This is a genomic window from Serratia sp. CoH_134_PS_4, from assembly GCF_058190535.1.
This window is the reverse complement of the sequence record NZ_JBXWKI010000001.1, coordinates 1,084,635-1,108,241: the sequence shown is the minus strand read 5'-3', so window position 1 is coordinate 1,108,241 and position 23,607 is coordinate 1,084,635. Positions and strand designations below refer to the sequence as shown.

At 49.1% G+C, this 23,607-nt stretch carries 24 protein-coding genes and 1 pseudogene; 15 read left to right on the top strand and 10 right to left on the bottom strand.

All coding sequences use genetic code 11. From position 1 onward, the window contains the following. Window positions 1-28: 28 nt before the first annotated feature. Window positions 29-697 (bottom strand): exodeoxyribonuclease X, encoded by a 669-nt coding sequence (exoX, locus tag AC2FCQ_RS05120; protein WP_490307681.1) that lies wholly within the window; start codon window positions 695-697, stop codon window positions 29-31. A 432-nt stretch (window positions 698-1,129) separates the two neighbouring features. On the opposite strand from exoX, the gene dksA reads away from it, so the two are divergent. After that, window positions 1,130-1,555 carry an RNA polymerase-binding protein DksA gene (gene dksA, locus AC2FCQ_RS05115; RefSeq protein WP_209632794.1) on the top strand — a complete coding sequence of 142 codons (426 nt, stop codon included), beginning with the start codon at window positions 1,130-1,132 and terminating at the stop codon, window positions 1,553-1,555. A gap of 172 nt (window positions 1,556-1,727) precedes the next feature. After that, complete coding sequence (gene pip, locus AC2FCQ_RS05110) at window positions 1,728-2,681, top strand: prolyl aminopeptidase (RefSeq protein ID WP_209632795.1); 954 nt, start codon at window positions 1,728-1,730, stop codon at window positions 2,679-2,681. Between the two features lie 29 nt (window positions 2,682-2,710). On the opposite strand, the gene AC2FCQ_RS05105 is transcribed toward pip, so the two are convergent. Then, window positions 2,711-2,941 (bottom strand): DNA polymerase III subunit theta, encoded by a 231-nt coding sequence (locus AC2FCQ_RS05105; protein WP_037420309.1) that lies wholly within the window; start codon window positions 2,939-2,941, stop codon window positions 2,711-2,713. A 372-nt stretch (window positions 2,942-3,313) separates the two neighbouring features. Here AC2FCQ_RS05105 and ftnA point away from each other — a divergent pair, with 372 nt between their 5' ends. From ftnA to AC2FCQ_RS05085, 4 genes are all read left to right on the top strand, one after another. Continuing rightward, complete coding sequence (ftnA, locus tag AC2FCQ_RS05100) at window positions 3,314-3,832, top strand: non-heme ferritin (protein ID WP_209632796.1); 519 nt, start codon at window positions 3,314-3,316, stop codon at window positions 3,830-3,832. 324 nt (window positions 3,833-4,156) lie between these two features. Next, window positions 4,157-4,540: a CopC domain-containing protein YobA gene (yobA, locus tag AC2FCQ_RS05095; protein WP_209632797.1), complete on the top strand. Its 384-nt coding sequence runs from the start codon at window positions 4,157-4,159 to the stop codon at window positions 4,538-4,540. Between the two features lie 3 nt (window positions 4,541-4,543). After that, the gene (gene copD / locus AC2FCQ_RS05090; RefSeq protein ID WP_490307680.1) at window positions 4,544-5,425 is read left to right on the top strand and encodes a copper homeostasis membrane protein CopD; all 882 of its coding nucleotides are present in this window, start codon (window positions 4,544-4,546) and stop codon (window positions 5,423-5,425) included. A 69-nt stretch (window positions 5,426-5,494) separates the two neighbouring features. Then, window positions 5,495-5,836 (top strand): YebY family protein, encoded by a 342-nt coding sequence (locus AC2FCQ_RS05085; RefSeq protein WP_037420318.1) that lies wholly within the window; start codon window positions 5,495-5,497, stop codon window positions 5,834-5,836. Window positions 5,837-6,338: 502 nt separating this feature from the next. Here the strand turns inward: AC2FCQ_RS05085 and AC2FCQ_RS05080 are convergent. From AC2FCQ_RS05080 to AC2FCQ_RS05060, 5 genes and pseudogenes are all read right to left on the bottom strand, one after another. Next, a pseudogene (locus tag AC2FCQ_RS05080) lies at window positions 6,339-7,173 on the bottom strand (IS3 family transposase); the annotation flags it as partial. 583 nt (window positions 7,174-7,756) lie between these two features. Continuing rightward, the gene (locus AC2FCQ_RS05075) at window positions 7,757-9,208 is read right to left on the bottom strand and encodes a hypothetical protein (RefSeq protein WP_490307679.1); all 1,452 of its coding nucleotides are present in this window, start codon (window positions 9,206-9,208) and stop codon (window positions 7,757-7,759) included. A 15-nt stretch (window positions 9,209-9,223) separates the two neighbouring features. After that, the gene (locus AC2FCQ_RS05070; protein ID WP_490307678.1) at window positions 9,224-10,135 is read right to left on the bottom strand and encodes a glycosyltransferase family 2 protein; all 912 of its coding nucleotides are present in this window, start codon (window positions 10,133-10,135) and stop codon (window positions 9,224-9,226) included. Further along, the gene (locus AC2FCQ_RS05065) at window positions 10,132-10,488 is read right to left on the bottom strand and encodes a GtrA family protein (protein ID WP_490307677.1); all 357 of its coding nucleotides are present in this window, start codon (window positions 10,486-10,488) and stop codon (window positions 10,132-10,134) included. Before AC2FCQ_RS05065 ends, AC2FCQ_RS05070 begins: the two co-directional genes overlap by 4 nt. Window positions 10,489-11,165: 677 nt before the next feature. Next, window positions 11,166-11,702 carry a DUF4136 domain-containing protein gene (locus AC2FCQ_RS05060; RefSeq protein ID WP_490307676.1) on the bottom strand — a complete coding sequence of 179 codons (537 nt, stop codon included), beginning with the start codon at window positions 11,700-11,702 and terminating at the stop codon, window positions 11,166-11,168. Window positions 11,703-11,947: 245 nt separating this feature from the next. Between AC2FCQ_RS05060 and AC2FCQ_RS05055 the strand changes: the two genes are divergently transcribed. The 5 genes from AC2FCQ_RS05055 to AC2FCQ_RS05035 all read left to right on the top strand — a co-directional run bounded on the left by AC2FCQ_RS05055 (window position 11,948) and on the right by AC2FCQ_RS05035 (window position 15,076). Beyond that, window positions 11,948-12,298, top strand: a complete 351-nt coding sequence (locus AC2FCQ_RS05055; RefSeq protein WP_490307675.1) for a DUF4377 domain-containing protein — start codon at window positions 11,948-11,950, stop codon at window positions 12,296-12,298. 219 nt (window positions 12,299-12,517) lie between these two features. Beyond that, on the top strand, window positions 12,518-13,717 hold the full coding sequence (fabV, locus tag AC2FCQ_RS05050; protein ID WP_209632817.1) for an enoyl-ACP reductase FabV: 1,200 nt from the start codon (window positions 12,518-12,520) through the stop codon (window positions 13,715-13,717). Between the two features lie 277 nt (window positions 13,718-13,994). Beyond that, entirely contained in the window at window positions 13,995-14,213 is a 219-nt protein-coding gene (locus AC2FCQ_RS05045) for a hypothetical protein (protein WP_490307674.1), read from the top strand. A 174-nt stretch (window positions 14,214-14,387) separates the two neighbouring features. Beyond that, window positions 14,388-14,705 carry a hypothetical protein gene (locus AC2FCQ_RS05040; protein ID WP_490307673.1) on the top strand — a complete coding sequence of 106 codons (318 nt, stop codon included), beginning with the start codon at window positions 14,388-14,390 and terminating at the stop codon, window positions 14,703-14,705. A gap of 17 nt (window positions 14,706-14,722) precedes the next feature. Then, a complete protein-coding gene (locus AC2FCQ_RS05035; protein ID WP_209632820.1) occupies window positions 14,723-15,076 on the top strand; it encodes a hypothetical protein in 354 nt (117 codons plus the stop codon). 73 nt (window positions 15,077-15,149) lie between these two features. On the opposite strand, the gene dcuR is transcribed toward AC2FCQ_RS05035, so the two are convergent. The 3 genes from dcuR to AC2FCQ_RS05020 form a co-directional block, all read right to left on the bottom strand. Beyond that, complete coding sequence (gene dcuR / locus AC2FCQ_RS05030) at window positions 15,150-15,863, bottom strand: two-component system response regulator DcuR (protein ID WP_404759793.1); 714 nt, start codon at window positions 15,861-15,863, stop codon at window positions 15,150-15,152. Window positions 15,864-15,866: 3 nt separating this feature from the next. Beyond that, window positions 15,867-17,468 (bottom strand): sensor histidine kinase, encoded by a 1,602-nt coding sequence (locus AC2FCQ_RS05025; protein WP_490307672.1) that lies wholly within the window; start codon window positions 17,466-17,468, stop codon window positions 15,867-15,869. A gap of 123 nt (window positions 17,469-17,591) precedes the next feature. After that, window positions 17,592-18,434, bottom strand: coding sequence for a class I fructose-bisphosphate aldolase (locus tag AC2FCQ_RS05020; RefSeq protein WP_209632823.1), 843 nt, complete (start codon window positions 18,432-18,434; stop codon window positions 17,592-17,594). 533 nt (window positions 18,435-18,967) lie between these two features. Between AC2FCQ_RS05020 and AC2FCQ_RS05015 the strand changes: the two genes are divergently transcribed. From AC2FCQ_RS05015 to AC2FCQ_RS05000, 4 genes are all read left to right on the top strand, one after another. After that, the gene (locus AC2FCQ_RS05015; RefSeq protein ID WP_037420357.1) at window positions 18,968-19,897 is read left to right on the top strand and encodes a sugar ABC transporter substrate-binding protein; all 930 of its coding nucleotides are present in this window, start codon (window positions 18,968-18,970) and stop codon (window positions 19,895-19,897) included. Window positions 19,898-20,071: 174 nt separating this feature from the next. Then, window positions 20,072-21,556 carry a sugar ABC transporter ATP-binding protein gene (locus tag AC2FCQ_RS05010; protein ID WP_209632824.1) on the top strand — a complete coding sequence of 495 codons (1,485 nt, stop codon included), beginning with the start codon at window positions 20,072-20,074 and terminating at the stop codon, window positions 21,554-21,556. 17 nt (window positions 21,557-21,573) lie between these two features. Then, complete coding sequence (locus AC2FCQ_RS05005; protein ID WP_209632825.1) at window positions 21,574-22,602, top strand: ABC transporter permease; 1,029 nt, start codon at window positions 21,574-21,576, stop codon at window positions 22,600-22,602. Window positions 22,603-22,665: 63 nt separating this feature from the next. Continuing rightward, window positions 22,666-23,583 (top strand): sugar ABC transporter substrate-binding protein, encoded by a 918-nt coding sequence (locus tag AC2FCQ_RS05000; protein WP_265557007.1) that lies wholly within the window; start codon window positions 22,666-22,668, stop codon window positions 23,581-23,583. Window positions 23,584-23,607: the final 24 nt, after the last annotated feature.

Sequence of the window (23,607 nt, the reverse complement as noted above, 5' to 3'; positions counted from 1 at the left end):
AGGCGGGCAGCGAGTGCTGCCCGTTTTTTCAGCCGATCAGATAGTATTTCAGCGTGTGCTTCATGTCTGGGCTGAGATCTTCGATGGATTTCAGCATCCAACGCAAATAGCCTGGATCTTCCTGCGCGATCCTGTCTATTTCCTGCCCACGATACTTACCGAACTTAAATTTCTTCAGCAGCACCGGCTGTTCAGTGATTTGCGCCATTTGCTCCGGCGTCCAACCTGAATCCTTGATAATGCGTTGCAGCAATGCGGCGGTCACATAACAATCATACAGTGCCCGATGTGGGTACAATGTGGTGTCTTGCGGCAGTTGCACGTCCAGGTTCAGCGCATAGCGCAGATATTGGTTGCCGTATTTGATGTCTGGGTACAGAGTCCGCGCCAGCTTCATGGTGCATATCCAGGCACCGTTCATTTCCGGCAATACGCCGCGATCAAAAGCCGCATTGTGCGCAACATAGTAGGAACTGCCCAAATAGCGCCCGATTGCCACTGCGATACGCGGTTTCCCTTCAACCATTTGCTCGGTGATATGGTGAATGGCCATTGCATCAATGCTAATGGGGCGGTCGGGGCTGACCAGGTCACTCATTGGGTTGGCGATTTGTCCGTCGATCAGATCAACAGAGGCCACCTCTACCACGCCGCCTTCCAGCCCGCAGGTTTCAGTGTCTATTACACGTAAATTCATGATTTCCTCAGGGTGACTGCACAGGTTTAGCTTAACTGGCAGACGCGGCTATGCCAACCGTTGAAAGGGGGCAATTTCAGGCAATAAAAAACCCGCCATGGCGGGTTTAACTACGGTTAGAAGTTCGCTTACTCGCCGGAAGTCTGGCCTTTCTTAGCGCGTTTGTCTGCGCGTTTCTCTGCGGGGGTTTTCAACGGCTTCTTCTTCGCATTTTTTTTGCTATCCATTCCCTTACTCATGATGGCCTCTCAGTTACCTATGGTTGGGTGGGTTGCTCAACCATTAACCTCCTTATGCCTAATGGATGCAAGCATGAAAGCAGCTGATTTAACTAATTGGTTGTTTATCTGCGTAATTTTGTTTCTGATGAAGGGCTGCTTTAAAATTATGATATGTTATAATATAACAATTAAGTAATAACCGGAGAGCGCAATGAACGTTGTGACCTTGTTAAACCCGCAGCAGCTTTTGGCTATGCCGGAGTCTGATTACATGAATCCGGCGCAGCGGGCATTTTTCCGCCAACGCTTGCTGGACGAGCAACAAAAACTGTTGCAGCACATTGATGCGCTGAAGCGGGATATCGACAGCGGTGAAGTGTCCGGTGACGAAGCAGACAAAGCTGCCCGCGAAGAGGATTTGCGGCTGTTATTCCGCCAGTTGGATCGTGAAAGCCGTCTGCTGCCGAAAATTAGCGCAGCGCTAACGCGTTTGTATAACGGCGAATACGGCTATTGCCGTGAAAGCGGAGAGCCTATTGGTTTGGCACGTTTGTTGTTGCGGCCAACAGCGGAACTAAGCATTGAAGCAAAAACTGCGCAGGAAATGCGCGAACCGCATTTGCGTAAAAGAGGTTAAGTTTGCGTCTGGTTCTCTACGACCTGCCGTTATTTTGCCGGCAGGTCGTATTCATTTTAAGCAAACGAACCATAACTTGTTGGGTAGGGTAGGAGTTTTCGGGTTTTACCGTTGACCAAATGGGCGGCTTCAGCTTTTATGAGGGGATGACCCACTGAGAGACGGAAGCGCCATGGAACAATTACGAGGTTTGTACCCGCCGTTAGCAGCATATGACAGCGGTTGGCTGGACACTGGAGATGGCCACCGGATCTACTGGGAGCTGAGCGGAAACCCGAACGGCAAGCCAGCGGTCTTTATCCATGGTGGCCCGGGCGGCGGCATTTCGCCTTATCACCGCCAGCTGTTCGATCCCCAGCGCTACAAGGTGTTACTGTTCGATCAGCGCGGCTGTGGCCGTTCCAAGCCGCATGCCAGTCTGGATAACAATACTACCTGGCATCTGGTGCAGGACATTGAACGGCTGCGCGAAATGGCCGGAGTGGATCAATGGTTGGTTTTTGGTGGTTCATGGGGTTCTACGCTGGCCTTGGCCTACGCGCAAAGCCATCCACAGCGTGTCAGCGAAATGGTGCTGCGCGGTATCTTCACCCTGCGTAAGCAAGAGCTGCATTGGTATTATCAGGACGGCGCTTCGCGCTTCTTCCCGGAAAAATGGGAACGCGTGCTGTCGATTCTTTCAGCGGAAGAGCGCAAGGACGTGATTGCGTCTTATCGCCAGCGCCTGACGTCAACGGACCCTCAGATCCAACTCGAGGCGGCTAAGCTGTGGAGCGTGTGGGAAGGGGAGACCGTCACCTTGTTGCCAAGCAGTGAGTCGGCTTCCTTTGGTGAGGATGACTTTGCGCTGGCCTTTGCCCGCATTGAAAACCACTATTTCACTCATCTGGGTTTCCTGGACAGCGACGATCAGCTGCTGCGTAACGTCCCGTTGATCCGCCATATTCCAGCAGTGATTATTCACGGCCGCTACGATATGGCCTGTCAGGTGCAAAACGCCTGGGATCTGGCGAAAGCGTGGCCAGAAGCCGAGTTGCATATCGTCGAGGGTGCGGGGCACTCCTTTGATGAGCCGGGCATCCTGCATCAGCTGATGTTGGCGACCGATAAGTTTGCCGGCAAATGACCAAAAGCCCGCCATAAAGGCGGGCTTTATTATTTGGATTTCGGTTCGTACGGCAGACGTGAATACTTGTGTGATTCAACACGGTAGTGCGCCACCCGTTCGCGGAAGTAGTCACGCAGATGCGCTGGCTGTTCGCGTTCGACCATTTCCGGGATTACCGGCATGTTATAGCGTTCTTTGAACGCCACGCCAGACGCCGCGAGATCAACGTTCACCTTGTCCATCTCTTCTTTGGAAAGCTCTGCCAGATTGTAACCCACCGTATTCTCCTTACTTGTTACCGCATTGGATCAGCGCAGAAGGTAATGCACCGAGAGGCACTTGGCAAGCCCGAAGCGCAGAGGGGGATATCCGCAGATAATAACGTAGGATACGGAAGATTATTTATTGCACCAATGGCAATGCAATCTATTTATTTTTTCAAATAAGAATGATTCGTTTTTTGATTAAATGTACGGATGTAAATAGTTATCATAATAATTTAAACATATAACAGAAAATAAATTACGTATTGATTTTTAATCAATTTAAAATTAAATCCTTGATGATGTAAATCAAGTGTTTTTATTTTGTTTTTACCAAGGCATAATGCGGAAAAATTAAGTTGATACCTGCAAAATAAAGGAATGATTATGCTGACGCCTGAAATGACCAAGAAGCTGAACGAGCAACTGAACCTGGAGTTTTACTCCGCGAACTTGTACCTGCAAATGAGCGCATGGTGCAGCGATAAAGGCTTTGAAGGCGCCGCCGCATTCCTTAAAGAACACTCTCAGGAAGAGATGCAGCACATGCAACGTCTGTTCGAATACCTGAGCGACACAGGCGCTTTGCCACTGCTGGGTACCATTGCTGCGCCGCCCGTTGAATTTGCATCCCTGGCTGACGTATTCCAGCAAACTTACGAGCATGAGCAACTGATTACCCGCCAGATCAACGAGCTGGCGCACGCGGCAATGTCTGCGCATGATTACTCTACCTTTAACTTCCTGCAGTGGTATGTTGCTGAACAGCACGAAGAAGAGAAGTTGTTCAAATCCGTGCTGGATAAACTGGCGCTGGTGGGCAATAGCGGCAACGCACTGTTCTTCATCGATAAAGATTTGAAGAAAATGGGTGCAGCTGGCGAGAACGGTAACGGTCAGGTCTAATTATTGTTGTTAAAAACCGCGTCCCGGTCTGCCCGGTGCGCGGTTTTTTTATGCCCTGTAGTTGTCGTGGCTTTACAGCGATATGTGCTACTGGATCGCAAAATGCCAGTGTTCTGCTCGACTTGCTGAATGGCACTCGTTATCATTTGACGTGATACGCTACAGGGATGGTAGAGAGTTAAAACAGTGGGTTATCATAATCCTATTCTTCTTCTGTTTACCCGTGGCGCAATCATCTGCGGTGGGTTGGGGCTGCTGATACATCGCCCATGCGGTTAGCCTTAACCCTTATTACCCTCGATTATTGCTTTAAGGGATATCACTGTGATCGGTAAAATTCGTTCTTCTTATCGCCTGCTTTCCACCATTTTTGTGCTGTTTGTTGGTTTGTCTTCACAGCAGGCTTTAGCACATGCTCATTTGAAAGTTGAAACACCGGCAGCAGATGCCAGCGTGAGTCCGGCACCGAAAGTGCTGACGCTGAACTTCTCTGAAGGTATTGAGCCTAGTTTTAGCGGCATTAAAATCACCGGGCCGAACAACGCTGAAGTGAAAACCGGTAAATTGCAGCTCGACGCGAACAACAATACCCAGGTCAACCTGCCTATCGAAGGTGAGCTGGCTGCCGGTAAATACAACGTTAATTGGCACGTAGTCTCGGTCGACGGTCATAAAACCAAAGGCCAGTACAGCTTCACCGTAAACTGATCCATGAGTCTGGCGACCCTGTTTGTCCTGTGTCGCTTTGTGCACTTTGCGGCGGTGATGCTGATGTTTGGCACCAGCCTATTCACCGCCTTATTGTCGCCGCAGCGCCTTTCCCCGTATCTCAACCGTGATGTGCGTCCCTTGTTGGTCTCTTGCACCTGGCTTGCCGGGCTTTCCGCCGTGGCATTATTGGCTATTCAAGCCGGGCAGATGGGGGACGGTTGGGCCGATACCTGGCGCCTGGAGGTTTGGTGGGCGGTGCTGGGTACGACCTTCGGCGAAGTCTGGCGTTGGCACCTGGGCATTTCATTACTGGCACTGCTGAGCCTGTGGCTGGCAGAACCGCGTCGTACACAACTCTTGGCACTGCTTTCTACATTATTACTGGTTAGCATGGCGTTTATCGGCCATGCGGCAATGCATGAGGGAATACTCGGTGTCCTGCACCGTTTTAACCACGCATTGCACCTGTTGGCAGCCGGTTACTGGTTTGGCAGCCTGCTGCCGTTGTTGGTCTGCCTGCGTTATCTGGCCCAACCGCAGAGCCGCAGCGATGCTATCACCACGCTAATTCGTTTTTCACGCTGGGGCCACCTGGCGGTAGCGCTAGTGGTGTTAACCGGTGTGATTAACAGTTTGATTATTCTCGGCAGTTGGCCGTTGAACGTGGACTCCCCATACCAACGCCTGCTGTTGTTCAAAACCGCATTAGTGGCGCTGATGGTGATGGTCGCACTGGCTAACCGCTATGCCATCGTCCCAGCGATGAGCAGCATGCCACGGCTGGCACAGCGTGGGCTGGTACTCGCCTGTTGGACTGAGGTGGGTTTGGGGGCGGGTGTACTGCTGCTGGTCAGTTTATTTGCAACTTATGCGCCGGTGTAACATTCCGGCTTGCCGGATGCCCCCCAACTGCGGGAAAATTGAATCAAATAGCAACCTTAAGGCCATAACATGAAATCGGTATTACTTGGCATGACGCTGCTGGCAACCGCGACCGGTGCGCTGGCGGCAGACCAACTGGTTAACATCACCAAACTGGAATACGGTAAGCAGTGGGCGTTCACCAAAGAAGAAGTGACGCTTCAATGCCGCAGTGGCGGCGCACTGTTCGTACTCAACAACAGCACACTGATGCAGTATCCGCTCAATGCTGCCGCAGAGGCGCAGGTGAAAGCAGGGCAGCAGCGTGCCCAGCCGCTGGATGTCATCCTGCTGGATGACGCCGCCAACCCCGGTAAGAAAATGAGTGTTGAGCCGTACCGTGAACGTGCCGAGAAGCTCTGCGCTAACTAATCGCTTATCCCACAATGGCTTAGTTTGAGACAACTCTGTGATGAAAAATTGTGCGGAATTAATTTCTTCATGAAACTATCACCGAGCCTGTGCTGGCTGGCAAAAATAGCGCGGTAAGCTACTCTTAAAGTGCACGGCTGAACAAGCTTTGCACAAAATGCCAACTTTTAGCGCACGGCTCTCTCCCAAGAGCCATTTCCCTAGACCGAATATAGGAATCGTATTCGGTCTTTTTTTAATCTGTTGATTTCAAAGTATTTATTTTGATTTTTCCGAAAATGTCCGAATTATGTCCGAATTTCTATATCCGGTCTTTTACAGCATCACGTACTCTTTCCCCCGCGTATCGAGGTATTTACCCGTCATAATTTCGGATTTATGCCCCAGCAATTTCTACGCAAATTCCTTCCCTTTTTTCTTCTCATATAACCGCCCAGTCAGGCTTTGGATCTCGTGGAATGTCGGCGGATTTCCGTCAAATCCTCATCGAGGGACTATTGCCGGGTCGCGTTTCCAGGGCATTATGCAAAGCTCTGCACACCAAATCAGTATCGGCAATTAATGAGAGAGCTGAACCGATAATTCGGCGTGCACACAAATCAACGACAAGTGCGAGATAGCACCATTTATCCTGCACACGAATAAAACTGATGTCGACACACCAGGCGCGGTTTGGTGCGGCGGGGTTAAACTGTCGGCTCAATAAGTTGGTAAGGCCGGGCTGTTGTCATCGTTTATCCGAGAACGATATTTAACGTGCTAGCCGCTTGTCAACCCGCATCCCTGAATCAGGCGTCGCGCCAGCCATCGACCGGCATCAACCCTGCTCTGGTATAACATCTGGCTGAGCGTCCGACTGCCTGCGGCACCACGACTGAGAGCATGGAATGCTCTTACTCGGCTCCGTAACTCGACTTGCCGTACATCAATGGGGTGTTTCATCTGAGCGTAATAACGCTGCGGTGAACACCGAATAAATGACAGAGGAGCCATATAGGTCACTTTGTTTTCAGCCGTGTGATTAGCGCGAAAATTTTTCGGAAATTTCGCTCATCAGCACGACAGCCCGTTTATTATCTCTTTTTCCGTCTCAAGACGTTTTATTTGCGCTTTAAGCTGCTGAATGCACGTTGCTCAGGCGTAATGGTATTCCCAGTTGGTTCGAGCCCCTGAAGCTGTTGCCTGTAAAATCGTATCCACTTAAGTAAATGGTCGGGATTGAGCCGGATCGCCTGAGCGATTTCCCTGACATCGCGCTGGTATTTGACAACCTGTTCGATGGCTTCGAATTTAAACTTTGGAGAAAATGTATGTTTGGTACGACGAGTTTTGAACATGCAATCACCTAATGTTCACTGTTTTAACATTAACAGGATTTAGAGGTGTCCTGAATTACCGAACCACAACAAATCATGGAGATAACACTGCAGTTACTGGGGGAGATAGCTCGCCGGCTCTTGTAATGGTATGGGGGATATATTATGAGACGCTGGGCTTTAGTGACAAATGACGTTGTTGAAAACATCTTCCTATGGGGGATTAGGTGTATATAAACATGATGGGGAAATCGTCGTTATTGAATATGCTAAAAATAGCATAGCTTATCCGGGATATCTGTATGATGGTAAGGCACTCTTCAGTGCCATAATTGACGTCTAAAGAGCTGAATGAAACTGATAGACAAAAAATACAATCGATTATCGTAATAAAAATTTATTGATGGTTCAAGTTTTCCCAAATAGAATTTTTCTATAAGATACCGTATGTCTTGATATGACAAGTGATGCTGAAAAAATCGTTGGTGAAATGGAGAAAGTATCGGGTGGTTATTTAACTGGAGTAATATGGGGGTATGTTAAGAGATGGCTTGAAAAAACAATGGGTTATGATGCAGGCCATTAGGCCTGCATATGATAATAATTATTCACTCAACTCCCTTAGTTTCTCTGTTACAGAAATAATAGTACAATTCTGCAAACAGTCCTGACTATCAACTTTTAATATTGATTTATCAGGGTTTTCGTTATTAAATTTAAACTTGTAACGCATTTCTTTTCTCAATGAATCGGAGAATCCTACTATCGCCCAGGGGATTTGAATCGATGGGGCCCCAACTTCGTCATATTTTGTTCTGGCAAAAACATTCCATACAGGGCTGGATATATCAAAAACTAAATAGCCATCATAGTCTTTAGTGATTTTTTCTTTGATAGCAGTTTTCAATACAACGACTTCCTGATTGTATTGCCCTACAAAATTGGTATTAATAAAATTTATGCAACTAGTGAGTGCAAAAGCAGTACAGAACGATAACGCTATTTTTTTGATATTGAACTTATTTGTTAGGCTGGACAAGCCAAAGATCATTACGGAACCAATGCATAAGTAAAGACTTACTAAAGAACGATAGGAAACCCAATCCTCCTCTATTATTAGGTTTGGCGAAAAACTTCCTATGATAATCAGTAAAGAAAGCACAACCTTTTGCGAACCGTTTTTCTGTTTGTAAATAAGAAAAATTGACGAAACGAATAAGAAGAGTGAGATTAGGAAGTAAAGGTTATCATGGAATATGACATAGTTTGATATGGAGTCATGTAGTGGTTTGTCTAAAAACCAGATTACTTTTTCTTTAACTGACTTTGCTAACGTGCTTCTCTGGAAGCTTTCACCGTAGATAAATTCAGGTAGTGATTTAGACAGTATTAATGAAGTTAACATGCCAGAAATTATCATAATGGCACTTTTAATTATTTTCTTATAGTCTATATCATTATTGTTTAGGCAGTTATCTATCAGCATAAACAAAGAGAAAGCCATACCTGTTGGTTGATATATTGAAAAGGATAAAGCAATAAAAAGAAAAGAAAGTGTGATTCGAAGGTATGGATTTAATTTCTCACAGTGATTCAATGCAGAATAAGAAATCCCGGCTAACAATATTGACGTGACATATGGGAAGCAAGTTGCCCATGCTCCAAACAAGACAATAGGTGGGAGGCAACAAAGCAACAAAGGTGTTAATACCCATGAAAGAACTCCCCCAGGGAAATTGGTTCTTTTAAGGAAAAAGTAAAGGTAAGAGCATAATGCATATATACTCATTACAGATAATACTCTGAGAATAGTGAAATCTGCAGTTGTATCAATAGATTTTTGAGCAATGTAACGCATCACAGCGTATGCTGGTCTGCCAGACATGACATCCCATTTAATTAAGTTGGAATGAGATAGGTTAGCAACAAAATATGTAGAGTAATCATCAGAAAATCCGTAAGTATTAATATATGCAGGATGGTATGCCACCATTACTGCTAGAAACAAGAATATTAATATGGTGATATTTTCTAGATTGGATTTTTTAATTTTCATTGTCATATTCATGATTTATTTATTTTTATTAATGATGTATTTTGGTCTGCCCTTGGTTTCTATATAGACTCTTCCAATATATTCACCAAGAACACCTATTCCAATTAACTGAATTCCACCTAAAAAAAGCATGCATACCATTATGGAAGTGTAACCTTTTACTGGGTTACCAAATAGTATTGTGTCAATAATCATGTATGCACCATAAAAAAATGAGCAGCCTGCAACAAACAATCCTATGTAAGACCAGATTCTCAATGGGAAGGTTGAGAAACTGGTTATACCTTCCAAAGCAAGGTTCCAAAGCTTCCAGCCGTTGAATTTTGATATTCCGGAAACACGCTCTGCGCGGGTGTACTCTACAACGTCAACCTTACCACCTACCCATGAAAGAATGCCTTTCATGAAAAGATTTCTTTCTGGCAACAATTTAATGTGTTCGACAGTCTCCCGAGACATCAAGCGAAAGTCGCCGACATTTTCTTCAATAGCCGGCGAGCTAATTTTATTATGAAGTCGATAAAACCATTCAGCCGTCTTGCGCTTCAGATGTCCATCGGTACTTCGGTCGGCTCTCTTGGCTAGGACAACATCGGCACCAGACTGCCAGCGTTCTATAAGCTTGGGAATAACTTCTATCGGATCTTGCAGATCAACATCAATTGGAATTATAGCCTCACCAGTTGCATATTCCAGGCCAGCAAAAAGCGCAGGCTCCTTGCCAAAGTTACGCGTAAAAGTAAGGGGTTTAACGAGTTGGTCAGATGCAGCAAGTGCATTGATAATATTTTCGGTACCGTCCCTGCTGCCATCATTAACAAAGATGATTTCAACATCGAAACCTGTCAATTCTCGACGTACACTTTGATAGAAAATAGGGATCGTGTCCTCTTCATTAAATACAGGGACTACAAGGGAAATCTTCATTTCTTATCCTTGAATACGACATGTTTTGAATAAATGAAACCGGATATAAGACTGATAAAAGAAAAAATAACAAGAGTTGCTATCGGGGGAATGTTCGTTTTATCTGCGGCCCACCCTACAAAAGATGCTATTGCTCCCATAAAAAGCACATACATAATGTATCTGATTGTTGTAGCTTCACGTTTGAAGGTCCACTTAGCATTTGCAATAAAAGAAATACTTACAGCGATACAGAACGCAGTAAAATTTGAGAGTAGCTGTGTAAAACTATTAGATACCATGATGGCAAATACTGTCCAATGGGCCATTGTATTTACCAATCCAACAGATACATACTTTAAGAATGTTTTCAATTTCTTTTTTTCTTAAAATTTAATTTTTGGTATTTTGCCACTACATCTTCGAGTTGGCAAGGGGCTATGGCATTGATGCTTAATACTAAGTTTCACAAAAGCGTATGACTGTGAGCAACACGCTTTACAAAGGTGTGCTAAGAAAGGGTTGCACCGTATTTGTTCGTAGAAAAAGCTGACCGGTCATTATTATTTTGACAGCGGATAATCACTCGAACATTTCTCGAATTGTAGCGGGATTTTTTATAACTATTTGAATGCAAAAAGACGGATAACGAACGTATTTTAAGCTTTTGTTTTAGTGGTGCGTTTATCTTGTTGAAATTTATAATTATTTTCGTGATTTAAGCAATTGTGCTGAATATTTTGTCTTTTAAAAACAGGTGGTTAAAACTAAAGCATGCGCTTATCACGCCCCCTGCTCTTCCGTATTACACCCTTTTCCTACCTGTGTAGTCACTCCCTTGGCCGAATTTGGCTAGCGGGTTTAATGCAATGGCGTCTTACCAACGGTCCGTCGCGAAATGGGCGTAGCGCATTGTTACCCTGATACCCGAGAGGCAAGCAGTGTGTGACGTAGGCAAGGGGAGTGAGGCCGTGCGTGGGATGCATTAAGCCCTACTGACCGAAATAGGGCTTGCCGTTCTGGCAGAAACTTTCTGTATTATTGAGGACTATCAGCGGGCAGACGCTCCGGCCTTAAAAGGATAGACGGCAAACAAGGCGGTCACCGCCTGCTGAATCTGGGCCTGGGTGGCAGGTTGTCCGTCGGAATTGAGCGTATTGCTGGCTGAACCGCGCCAAACCAGTTGTTTTTTCTTGCTGTCCACCAGATCAACCGTCAGCGTACCTTCGGTATAACTCCAGATGCTTTGATTATAACCCCCCCAGCCGGCATAACCTCTGCGGCCAACCGGCACGGGAGTATCGTTCACCTGCACTTTGTTTTCTTTCATTGTGCTGCTGTAGACCAATAAATCAGGGGTTGCGCTGGGTTGGTAACCGCGCAGCTCCATCTGTTGTTTAAGTGCGCTTTGAATGTATTTACCGGTCAAGGTTTGGTATTGCCCCGCGTTTTCGGTGGCAAAACCGTAGGTATGATATTGGGTGAAGTTAGCGCTGTGGTCGTAGTCACTGGTCACTTTAGGTTGACTGGCACAGCCCGACAAGAAAGCCACCGAGCTCGCGATGAAAACATAAGAAAGTAAACGCATAGAAAACCCCTTTGGGATTATTGATTTCATAACGTTAGACGCAGAAGCTGCGGTTGGCAAATGGCGAACTGACGTCATTTTTGCTGCGGCACAAGGCAAAAAGAGAGCAGGGTCACTATTGCTAATTTGTTCCGCTACAGTCAGTGGACATACACAACCTATTCGCAATTCGGAACACGCTGATGGCGTTGGTAGCAGTCGTTTTGTTATTATCGCCGCACCTAAAGACTTAATGGTGTAGTACATTGAAAATCAAAGCGTTGTTATTGGTTGCCCTGGCCGGTTTGGCTGGCTGCAGCCAGGAGGGAGCGACAGTGAACCAACCCGTGAAGAAAGACGGAGACCATACGGAAGTGTTGCTGGTTAACAGCGCGCTGGTCAATTGTACGGGCGTTGCCCCAATGAAGTGCATGCAAGTGCGTCATTCCGCACAAGAGCCGTGGGGCTTGTTCTATACCGGGATTGAAGGTTTTACTTTTGAACCGGGCTACAACTATCGCCTAAAAGTGCAGGTGACGGAGGTGGAAAACCCGCCTGCTGATGCCTCTTCACTGCGTTATACGCTGCTCGAACAGTTGGAAAAGAACAAAGCCTGATTGGTTTTGAACGGGCCAGGCGCGCAATTGCCTGGCCTTGAGGCCCACCCTTAATTCCTCGCGCTTATCCCCATTTTCCTGTCACATGGGCAAGATTTTCACCGCTGCAACTGGTCTGTTCACTGTACTTGTTGCGATTCTGTCATGCGCCCAGCTTAAGTATATTGAGAAAATCAGGTATATTGTCCTTCGGTTTTTAGCTACCAAGAAAAAATTACTATGATTATCAAACCTAAAATTCGTGGTTTTATCTGCACTACCGCTCATCCGGCAGGTTGTGAAGCCAATGTCCGTGAGCAAATCGCCTACGTTAAATCACGTGGCGAACTGAAAAACGGGCCGAAAAAAGTGCTGGTGATCGGTGCTTCCACCGGTTACGGCTTGGCGTCACGTATCAATGCCGCATTCGGCAGCGGTGCGGCCACCATCGGCGTATTTTTTGAAAAGCCAGGCAGTGAAGGTAAAACCGGTTCTGCCGGTTGGTACAACTCTGCTGGTTTTGACAAGGCAGCTAAAGAAGAAGGCCTGTACGCGAAGAGCGTTAACGGCGATGCGTTCTCCAATGAATGCCGCCAAACGGTTATCGATCTGATCAAACAGGATCTGGGCCAGATTGATATGGTGGTTTACTCGCTGGCTTCGCCGGTGCGTAAAATGCCAGAAACCGGTGAAGTGGTGCGCTCTGCGCTGAAACCTATCGGCGAACCGTACAAATCTGTAGCATTGGATACCAACAAAGACGTGCTGGTTGAAGCCGTGGTTGAACCGGCCAACGAGCAAGAAATTGCTGATACCGTCAAAGTGATGGGCGGTCAGGACTGGCAGCTGTGGATGGACGCACTGGAAGACGCCGGCGTGCTGGCAGACAACGTGCAGGCAGTGGCTTACTCCTACATTGGTACTGACCTGACCTGGCCAATCTACTGGCACGGTACCCTGGGCAAAGCAAAAGAAGATCTGGATCGCGCAGCTCAGGCTATCGATCAGAAACTGAAAGCCAAAGGCGGCGCGGCTTATGTTGCCGTATTGAAGTCAGTGGTGACTCAGGCTTCTTCCGCTATCCCGGTAATGCCGCTGTATATCTCTATTGTGTTCAAAATCATGAAGGCACAAGGGATCCACGAAGGTTGCATCGAGCAGATCCAGCGCCTGTTCGCCACCAAGCTGTACAGTGGCACGGCACCGGATACCGATGAGCAGCACCGTCTGCGTCTGGACGACTGGGAACTGCGCGACGACGTGCAGAACACCTGCCGTGAAATCTGGGCACAGATCAACGACAGCAACATCAATGAACTGACCGATTACCTGGGTTATAAGGCTGAGTTCCTGCGCCTGTTCGGTTTTGGTCTGCAAGGCGTTGATTACGACGCTGACCTGAGCGGTGAAGTTAAGTTTGATGTGGTTGAGTTAGTCTAAGCCTGTCGAGCATTGAGAAAAGGCCGGGAGATTTCCCGGCTTTTTTATTTGTAAACATTGAGAGGTATTTGGCGGCGGATGAGTGTGATCTGAAGCGTTCGTGCGGCAGACTTCATCGGTTGTTCTGTTTATTTTCAGTTTTAACGCTTTCCCACAGTATTTATAATCAATGCGGATCGGCCTCGTTCCAGCACGGCTGAATTAGCGTTAATAAACTAAAAAAAGTGATTTTCTATTTACTGTCACTGACGGTTGCGTCTATTTTAAAGGAGAACATATGATATTACGCCAATGGATCCCTGGGCTATTAATCACCTTGAGCGGTTGCAGTGCTATTGAGCCTGGTATATATCATACCGGTTGGGAGCAGCCTTCACCGGCGACACGGGAACAAAAGCAGCGCATCAGCGCCGGTGAGCCAGCCAGCGCGGTATTAAACCAGGGGCAGCCGAGTATTGGTGGAACGATAGACTGGTCAGCATTATGGGATCGTTAAGCAGCTAAATATATTGTATCTACCGATTATGCTCCTCAGTATCTTCTATTTCATTAAGGTTTAGTGTTTATCGCGTAATCTGTTTTTTGACAGTGGGTTATTTAATTATCAAGGGAATTCTCATGGATGAAATGAGAATACGCCTCCCCATAGGCATACATGGAGTTTAATATTTTGAAATTGCCTTCTGTGATGACGGCGGCATTAACGCTGCTGGCGTCTTCCTGTTGTTATTCGTTTGTCGACAGGCGCCCACCAGCTTTACCCTCAGGAGAAAGTGGCGTTACCGTTGATTATCGGCAGCGGCTAAATCGAGTGATGCGACATGTGTGGCATGTAGAGCAAATACGCATGGAACAGGCGCAGCTTGCCATTTTGCGCGCTCAGCGAAAAGCATTGGAGGCTACCCGTCAGCAACGGGAGTGCGTAACGGCCTCGCTCGCAGAGCATCACGCGCTGGCAGATGTGTCGTCACCTGGACAACCCGATTAAATCTTAGGAATGCATCAATGAAACGGATTTTTCTTGCCTGCGTAGTGCAATGCTGTTCTTTCTCCGCACTGGCGTTGGTTGATTTGCAGTATCACGGCGAACAACCGTCGGATAATAAAATCTCTGAGAGTTATCAGCAAAAGCGCAGTGTGCTTAAGCACAAAATATGGAGTGCCGAGGCTGTGGCGCAGGCCAATGACGAGGCGATTGCGAAGGAACAAGCGCGAGCAATTGCGGAACATGCGAGCCGGCAGCAGCATAACACCCACTATGGTGAATACCGTTGTGGCAAAAACAAACAGCAGCATAGCAAACGTTGCTACCTGCCGGGCGGTGGGATGAGTTTCCCCGGTTTTAAAGGGTATCGCTAAAGCTTGCTGCGGGGGCTGTGCCAGTTGGCTTGGCCAACGGCCCATTGCTCCCCGGCCTTTGCCGGGGATATTGCTAGCGGCAATACTCTTTCAACATGGCAATCGCGTCTGGCTTTAACTGGTAAAGATAAACCGGCCTGCCGGTGGTGCCATAGAGGATCCGGGTGCCAAGAATGCCGCTCTCCGCCAAATAAATCAGGTATTTACGACAGGACACCCGTGAGATGCCGATGGCGTTAGCCAGGTTATCGGTAGAAAACTCCCCGTCGTGCTGCTGTTCAATCCATTCGCATACCGTACTCAGCGTGATGCTGGTTAATCCCTTCGGCAGTTTTTTGCTTTCGCCACTGTTGGGCTGACGGCGCAACAAACTGTCGACATCCCCTTGTGAGAATTCGCGCTGTGCCAGGATCTGCGACTGCTGTTGGTAGTTGCTCAGCGCCTCTTTGAAACGACCAAACTGGAAGGGCTTAATCAGATAATCCACTACGCCGTAGTGCAAGGCGCGTTGTACGGTGTCCACGTCGCTGGCGGAGGAAATGATGATGACGTCGGTTTTCTCACCCAGTTCGCGCAGGCCGGGCAACAGGTCCAGTCCATTCTCTTGCTGCATATAAATATCTAACAGCACCAGATCGATACTGACATCGGGGGAGGCCAATAGCGCACGCGCTTGCGCTAGCGTAGCGACCGTCGCCTGGCAGTGAAAGCCGCTGACCTGGCTCAGGTAGTATTTGTTCAGCTCCGCCACCATCGGGTCGTCGTCAATAATCAATACGTTAATCATGGTTCAGCCCTTGGCTTGATAGGGAATATGTACAAAAAATTGGGTCAATTCACCCGGTTCAGATTCGAAATCAATGCTGCCGCCCAGTTTCTTCAGGCTGCTGCGAATCAGCGCCAGACCGATGCCGCGCCCCGGTCCTTTGGTGGATACGCCTTGTTCAAAAATGCGTTCGCCGAGTGCAGGATCGATACCGGGGCCGTCGTCACTGACGATACAGTGTAAGTGATTATCATTGTGATGAAAGCTCAGGTTGATCTCATGCCCTTCAACGCCATCGATAGCGTCAATGGCATTTTCAATCAGGTTACCCAGTACGCTGATCAGCACGTGGGTCGTTTCCGCATCGTCGGTTTCGGGCAGCAGGCTGGCTTCATCAATGGTCAACTCAATACCGGCTTCATGAGCACGGCTGATCTTGCCAATAAAGAAGCCTGCCACTTCCGGCGACTGGATTTTCCGCAACAACGCGCCGATCTCTTCCTGATAATTACTGGCGGTGTTGATGATGTAGTTTTCCAGTTGCTGATAGGCCTTCATATGCAACATACCGAGGATCACATGCAGTTTGTTCATAAATTCATGAGATTGCACGCGCAACGCATCGGCGTAGTGCGCCATGCCACTCAGGCGTTGCACCAATTGGCTGATCTCGGTTTTATCGCGGAAAGTGGCGATGGCGCCAATCACCTGGCCTTTAACGATCACCGGTACGGTGTTGGTTAACAGTTCACTGCCGTTAAAGTTGATCTGTTGATCACGCAGCGGTTTGCCACTGGCCAAAACTTCCGCCAGATGCAGTTGAGCAGGCCAATACCGGCTGGCTGATTCCAGCAACAGGTTCTCGAATGGCCCGCTTTGGCGCAGAAGGCGCTTGGCTTCGTCATTAACAATGGTGATGCGTGACTGGTTATCGACCGCGATGACGCCTTCTTTAATCGATTGCAGCATGGCGTTGCGTTGTTCGAACAGGTTAGAGATTTCGTAAGGTTCAAAACCGAGCATGATACGCTTAAGCGCCTTCACCAAAAAGAAGGTGCCGAGCGTGCCGACCAGCGCGGCGAAGGCGATGGTCCAGTAGATTATCCAGCGGCTTTCGCCCACCACTCGGTGTACGGTGTCGAGCGCAATGCCTAGCGCCACCACGCCAATCTGCCGCCGCTCGCTGTCATAGACGGGGGCGAACACGCGCAGTGAGGGGGCTAATGCTCCGCGGCTGATAGCGCTGTTGGTTTTGCCTTGCAATGCAGGTTCCAAATCGGTCCCGATAAAATGTTGACCGATCAGCCAAGGCTTGGGGTGTGAATAGCGGATGCCTTTCATATCGACCACCACCACAAACAGCAATTCGTTTTGCTGGCGCACTTGCTCGGCAAAATGCTGGATTGCGCCGCTGTGGTCCTCGTGTAACAGGCCATCAATGACGTTGCTGGACAGCGCCAGGGTTTCGGCGATTGCCATTGCCTTCTGGCGTTGCTGATCCTGCCCCTCGTGATTCATCTGCACAAAAAACAGCGCATACACCACCAGCAATACCGAAGCGATGATGGCAGACACCATCAACGTGAGAGTAGTACTGAGCTTCAACGGTACCCGTTGTTTTGGCATAGCGGTTCTCCGAATGGGTATATCAGGATAATAGCGAGGAATGACGTGCAGGGCAGCGACCGGCAGCAGGTTATAACATGCTGCCGCCGGGTGAGGGATTATTTTAATTACAAAAGCCGGGCATCAGGGCTGATGATAGATTTCCAGTGCCTGTTGGCCGCTGGCACCCTGATGGATGATTGCCATAAGTGCGCTCACCACGTTGGACGGGTTGCTGTGCTGATACACATTGCGGCCGTAAACCATACCGGATGCGCCCTGTGCCATTAACGCGGCGGATTTCTCCAGCACGGCGCCCAGTTCGCCTTTACCGCCGCCGCGCACTAATGTCGGGCAGCGTGCCGCCTCAACGATACGATGGAAATCCTCCACTTGGTCAGTGGGATCGGCCTTGATGATGTCGGCGCCCAGTTCGCGTGCCAGGCGCACCAGCGGAACCATTTTTTCTACGTCGCCCAACGAGCCATAAGCCGAACCCTGACCAGCGGGGGCCATCACCAGGGGTTCGATCATCAATGGCATAGCATAGCGTTCACAGGCATGACGCAGGCGACCAATATTGTCTACGCACTGGCGGAAAATGCCGGGTTCATCGGGGATGAGGTACAGGTTAACCACCACGGCAGCGGCATCCATTTGCAATGCCGCAAGGATGGGCGCCTCGGGGTTATGCAATACCGCCCACATTTCACGGTGGCGTGCGGCGTTATAAGCGTTACCCACGTCGGTACGCATCACCAGCGCCGGTTTATCACGTTGCGCAGACCGTTGCAGCAAATCCGCTTGGCCATAGTTGACCTGAATGGCGTCTGGCCGGGCAACAATCAGGCTGTCCATCACGCGTTCGATATCTTCCAGACCGATTAAAAAATCGGGCTCATTGGCGATGCCATGGTCAATCGCCACGTCCAGGCACTTGCCGTTATTAAACAGCCGGTTCATCCGTACCTTACTGCTGAGCTGCATGTCAGATCCTCCTGAAAATACTGTCCATTCAGTATTGTCGAGTAACGCGGGGGATGAAACAGCGGATCCACAAACTGCGCGCTTGCTCGCATATTTTCGAAGAAATCGCGCCGCCATTTTTCATCGCTGTGGGGCTTCTGCGTAGCCTAACGCACTAAAGGAACGATCGCGCTGATGGCTTTTACGTCATTTGTTAGATCCGTGTCATGTTTTTGTTACTTGGTTATTCCAAAACGCATGTTTCGCTTGTTTGGGTTAAAAAGTTTCAATAATCTCAATTATGAAATAAACATTTGATTGCGAGGTGGGAAGATAAACTCCCCTTAAGAGTGTTTGTTTTAACGTATTGTTTCTAATCTATTTTGAGACGTAGATCAAAATTTTACGCACCGCTTGGATACGGCGAAAATGCGATAAATCTGCCGTATCAAAGGGATAACATCGACCGGATTGTTGTTTGAATGTAAAAAATATTTTTCATTAGCTGTCAAATCAACAGGCCTCTTCACTCTAACAATTAAAGGGTACAGAACATGAAGCTGAAGAAACTGATCGTCACCTCGGTATTGATGTGCATGTTGCCGGCCACCGTATTGGCTAAAGACATCAAAATCGGCGTTTCAATGGCTTATTTCGATGACAATTTCCTCACCATCCTACGCCAGTCAATGCAGAACAAAATGAAACAGGACGGCAATGTCAGCGGTCAGTTTGAAGATGCTAAAGGGGACATTGCCCAGCAGATCCAACAGATCGAGAACTTTGTCAGCCAAGGCGTCGACGCCATCATTCTCAACCCGGTCGATACCCAGGGCGTGAAGCCGATGATCAAACTGGCGGAAAACGCCAAGATCCCGTTGGTGTTTGTTAACCGCCGTCCGGAAGTCACGCTGCCGGCAGGCATGGCCTACGTCGGTTCAGACTCCAAACTGGCCGGCAAGCTGCAGATGGAAGAGTTGGCCAAGCTGATGAACGGCAAGGGCAATGTGATGATCCTGATGGGTGAACTTTCCAATGAGGCGACCCGTGACCGCACCCGTGGCGTGGAAGAAGTGGCGGCCAAGTACCCCGGCATCAAAATCCTCGACAAGCAAACGGCTAAGTGGGGCCGTAAAGAAGCCGTCGACATCACCACCGACTGGGCGCTGACCGGTCAGAAAATTGACGCTATTGCCTCCAACAATGACGAAATGGCGATTGGTGCGATCCTCGCGCTGAAGCAGGCGAAGAAGAGCGGCGTGCTGGTGGCCGGCGTTGACGGTACACCGGACGCGCTGGAATTCATCAAGAAGGGCGATCTGGCGCTGAGCGTATTCCAGGACGCCAAAGGGCAGGGTGAAGGTGCGGTGCAAACGGCCATTCAGCTGGTGAAAGGCGAGAAAGTGGAAAGCAACGTACTGATCCCGTATCAGCTGATTACCAAGGCCAATTATCAAGAATTTGCCGACAAGAACAGAAAGTAAGCGTTAAGACAGCGCGGTTATACCTGATGAATTTCAAGCTGCAACTGGGGTAAGGAAAAGCAGGCAACAACACTGCAGCTTGAAGGCGATGGGTATATATCCTTTGCCGTATTTACCCGGCAAACGGCGGTAAATACGGCAGGGATGCATTGACGAACGGCGGAGGTTATTTGTATGTATCCTTATGTTCTTGAGGCTGAAGGCATCAGTAAGCAGTTTCCCGGCGTGAAGGCGCTGGATAAAGTCTCAATTAAAATCAAACCAGGCAGCGTACACGCGTTAATGGGCGAAAACGGCGCGGGTAAGTCCACGCTGATGAAATGCTTAATCGGCATTTATCACCCTGATGAAGGCACGATAAAAATAAAAGGCCAGCCTGTGACTTTCAGCGATACGCTGCAGGCACTGCATTCGGGTATTTCCATGATTCACCAGGAACTCAACCTGGTGCCTTATATGACGGTGGCAGAAAACATCTGGTTGGGGCGCGAACCGGCAAAGCTTGGGTTTGTGAATCATGACCAACTGAACAAGAAAACCCGCGAGTTGTTGGCCCGACTGAACATCAAGCTCAAGCCGGAAATGCTGGTGGGTGAATTGAGCATTGCTAACCAGCAAATGGTCGAGATCGCCAAGGCCGTTTCCTACAACGCGGATGTGCTGATCATGGACGAACCTACGTCGGCGCTGACCGAGGGCGAGGTCGTACACCTGTTTGCCATCATTCGCGAACTGCGCGAGCAGGGCAAAGGCATCATTTATATCAGCCACAAGATGGACGAGATTTTTGCCATCACCGATGAGGTGAGCATTTTCCGCGACGGTACGTTTATCGCCTGCGATAAAACCGAAAACCTGACTAAACAGTCGCTGATCACCATGATGGTTGGGCGCGAACTGACCCAGATGTTCCCCAAATTTAACAACAATATCGGCGAGGAAGTGCTGCGGGTCGAAGGGCTGCGTCGTGCCAACTGGTTCCATGATATTTCGTTCAGCGTTAAACGCGGCGAGATCCTCGGTGTTGCCGGGTTGGTGGGGGCCGGTCGTAGTGAGGTCATGGAAAGCCTGTTCGGTATGCACCCGGCAGACGGCGGCAGCATCTTTATTGAAGGCAAGGCCACCAAGGTGGATTCCCCGTCCCGCGCCATTGAGCTCGGGTTAGCGTTTCTCACCGAAGACCGCAAGAAATCAGGGCTGTTTCTGGTGCTGTCGGTGGTCGAGAACATGAGTATCGTCAACCTGTCGGAATACATTGGCAAAAATGGGTTTGTCAGCCATGTGCAGATGGCCAAAGACTGTATGGAGCAGATCAAAAAGCTCAATATCAAAACCCCGACCATGGACCAAATCATCAATAACCTGAGCGGCGGCAATCAGCAGAAAGTGTTAATTGCCCGTTGGCTGCTGGCACAACCGAAAATCTTGATCCTCGATGAACCTACGCGCGGCATTGATGTGGGCGCGAAGGCAGAAATCTATCGTTTGATCAGTGAGCTGGCGAACCGTGGCGTCGCCATTATTTTGGTGTCATCTGAATTACCGGAAATTCTCGGCATGAGCGATCGGGTGATGGTAATGCACGGTGGCCGTATTACCGGCATTTTGGATAAAGACGACGCGGATCAGGAAAAAATCCTGGCGCTGGCCTCTGAATAACGCAAAGGTGAACCACCATGAGTAATGTAAAAGTCGAGAAACCGCTTGCGGGTAAAGCGCCGCTGTTCTCTGGCCTGAGTGGCAAAATGCCGAAAGACACCGGTATCTTTATCGTGATGATCGGTATTGCGTTGGTGTTTGAAATTCTCGGTTGGTACATCCGTGACCAATCATTTCTGATGAACCCTAACCGCCTGCTGCTGATTGTGTTACAGGTGGCAATTATCGGTATTATCGCCGTGGGGGTGACTCAGGTCATTATCACTACCGGTATCGATCTCTCTTCCGGTTCGTTGATTGCCTTGACCGCCGTGGTCGCGGCCAGCCTGGCGCAAACGTCCGACAGTATCTCACCGATGTATCCGGCACTGCTTGATCTGCCCGCTGCAATCCCGATTGGTGCGGGGATCGGCGTGGGTATTCTTTGTGGCTTTATCAACGGATTCCTGATTACCCGCACCGGTATCCCGCCGTTTATTGCCACCTTGGGCATGATGGTGTCGGCACGTGGTCTGGCGCAGTACTACACCCAGGGTAACCCGGTCAGCTTCCTGTCAGACGGGTTTACGTCCATCGGCCAAGGTGCGATGCCGGTGATTATCTTCCTGGTGATAGCCGTGATCTTCCATATCGCCTTGAAACACACCCGTTACGGTAAATACATTTACGCTATTGGCGGCAACATGACATCCGCCAGAGTGTCCGGTATTAACGTCAATAAATACCTGGTGATGGTCTATACCATTGCCGGGGGGCTAGCGGGCCTGGCGGGCGTAGTCTTGGCGGCACGCGTCAGCAGCGGCCAGTCGAGCATGGGCATGTCTTACGAGCTGGACGCTATCGCCGCAGCGGTGATTGGCGGCAGTAGCCTGATGGGGGGCGTCGGGCGTATTACCGGCACACTGATCGGCGCGGTCATTCTTGGGCTGATTAAAAGTGGTTTCACCTTTGTCGGCGTGGACTCCTATATTCAGGACATTATCAAAGGCGTGATTATCGTCGCTGCAGTTTCTATCGACATGCGGCGCAACCGCAAAAAACACTGATTGCCGTAAATCCCCGCCGGAGCAATTTGCCCGGCGGTTTTTTTTTACCTCAGGGGAATCGCCATGAAATACGTAAAAAGAATCGTGTTGGTCGCTGCGCTCAGTTGTTCCACGTCGGTGTTGGCGGAAACCATTGGTGTATCGATGGCCTATTTTGACCAAAACTTTCTGACCATCATTCGCCATTCGATCGACAAAGAAGCCAAGGTACGCGGTATCAACGTGCAATTTGAAGATGCACGTGGCGACGTCGGCCGCCAAACCGATCAGGTGCAGAACTTTATTAGCGCCGGGGTGGACGCGATTATTGTCGATCCCGTTAACTCAGCAGGCACACCTGCTATCACCAAAATGGTGACTAAAGCCGGTATACCGCTGGTGTATGTGAACCGCACGCCGGGTGACGATAAACTGCCGTCTGGCGTGGTGTTTGTTGGCTCCGACGAGAAGCAGTCCGGTACATTGCAGATGGAGGAGCTGGCGCGGTTGGCAAACTATCAGGGTAACGTCGGCGTGATGATTGGCAACCTGACCGACGCCGGTGCGCTGCAACGTACCAAGGATGTGGAGCAGGTGGTGGCGAAGTACCCGAAAATGAAAGTTGTGCAAAAGCAGAGCGCCAACTACTCGCGCAGTGAGGGCATGGATCTGATGCTCAATTGGATCACCAACGGTGAGCCTATCGATATTATCGCGGCCAATAACGACGAGATGGCGATTGGCGCGATCATGGCGTTACAACAGGCGGGCAAAAAGGACAGTAAGGTGTTGATTGGCGGCATAGATGCGACGCCAGACGGCTTGAAAGCGTTGTCTTCCGGCAAGATGCAGGTAACGGTATTTCAGGATGCAGTGGGCCAAGGCAAGGCCTCGGTTGACGTGGCACAGCGCATGATTAAAGGTGAAAAGCTCGATCCTTACTATTGGATCCCGTTCGAGCTGGTGACCCCAGCCAATATGCAGAAATACGTGGCGAAGTAACCGCGGTTTTACAACGCTGAGAGG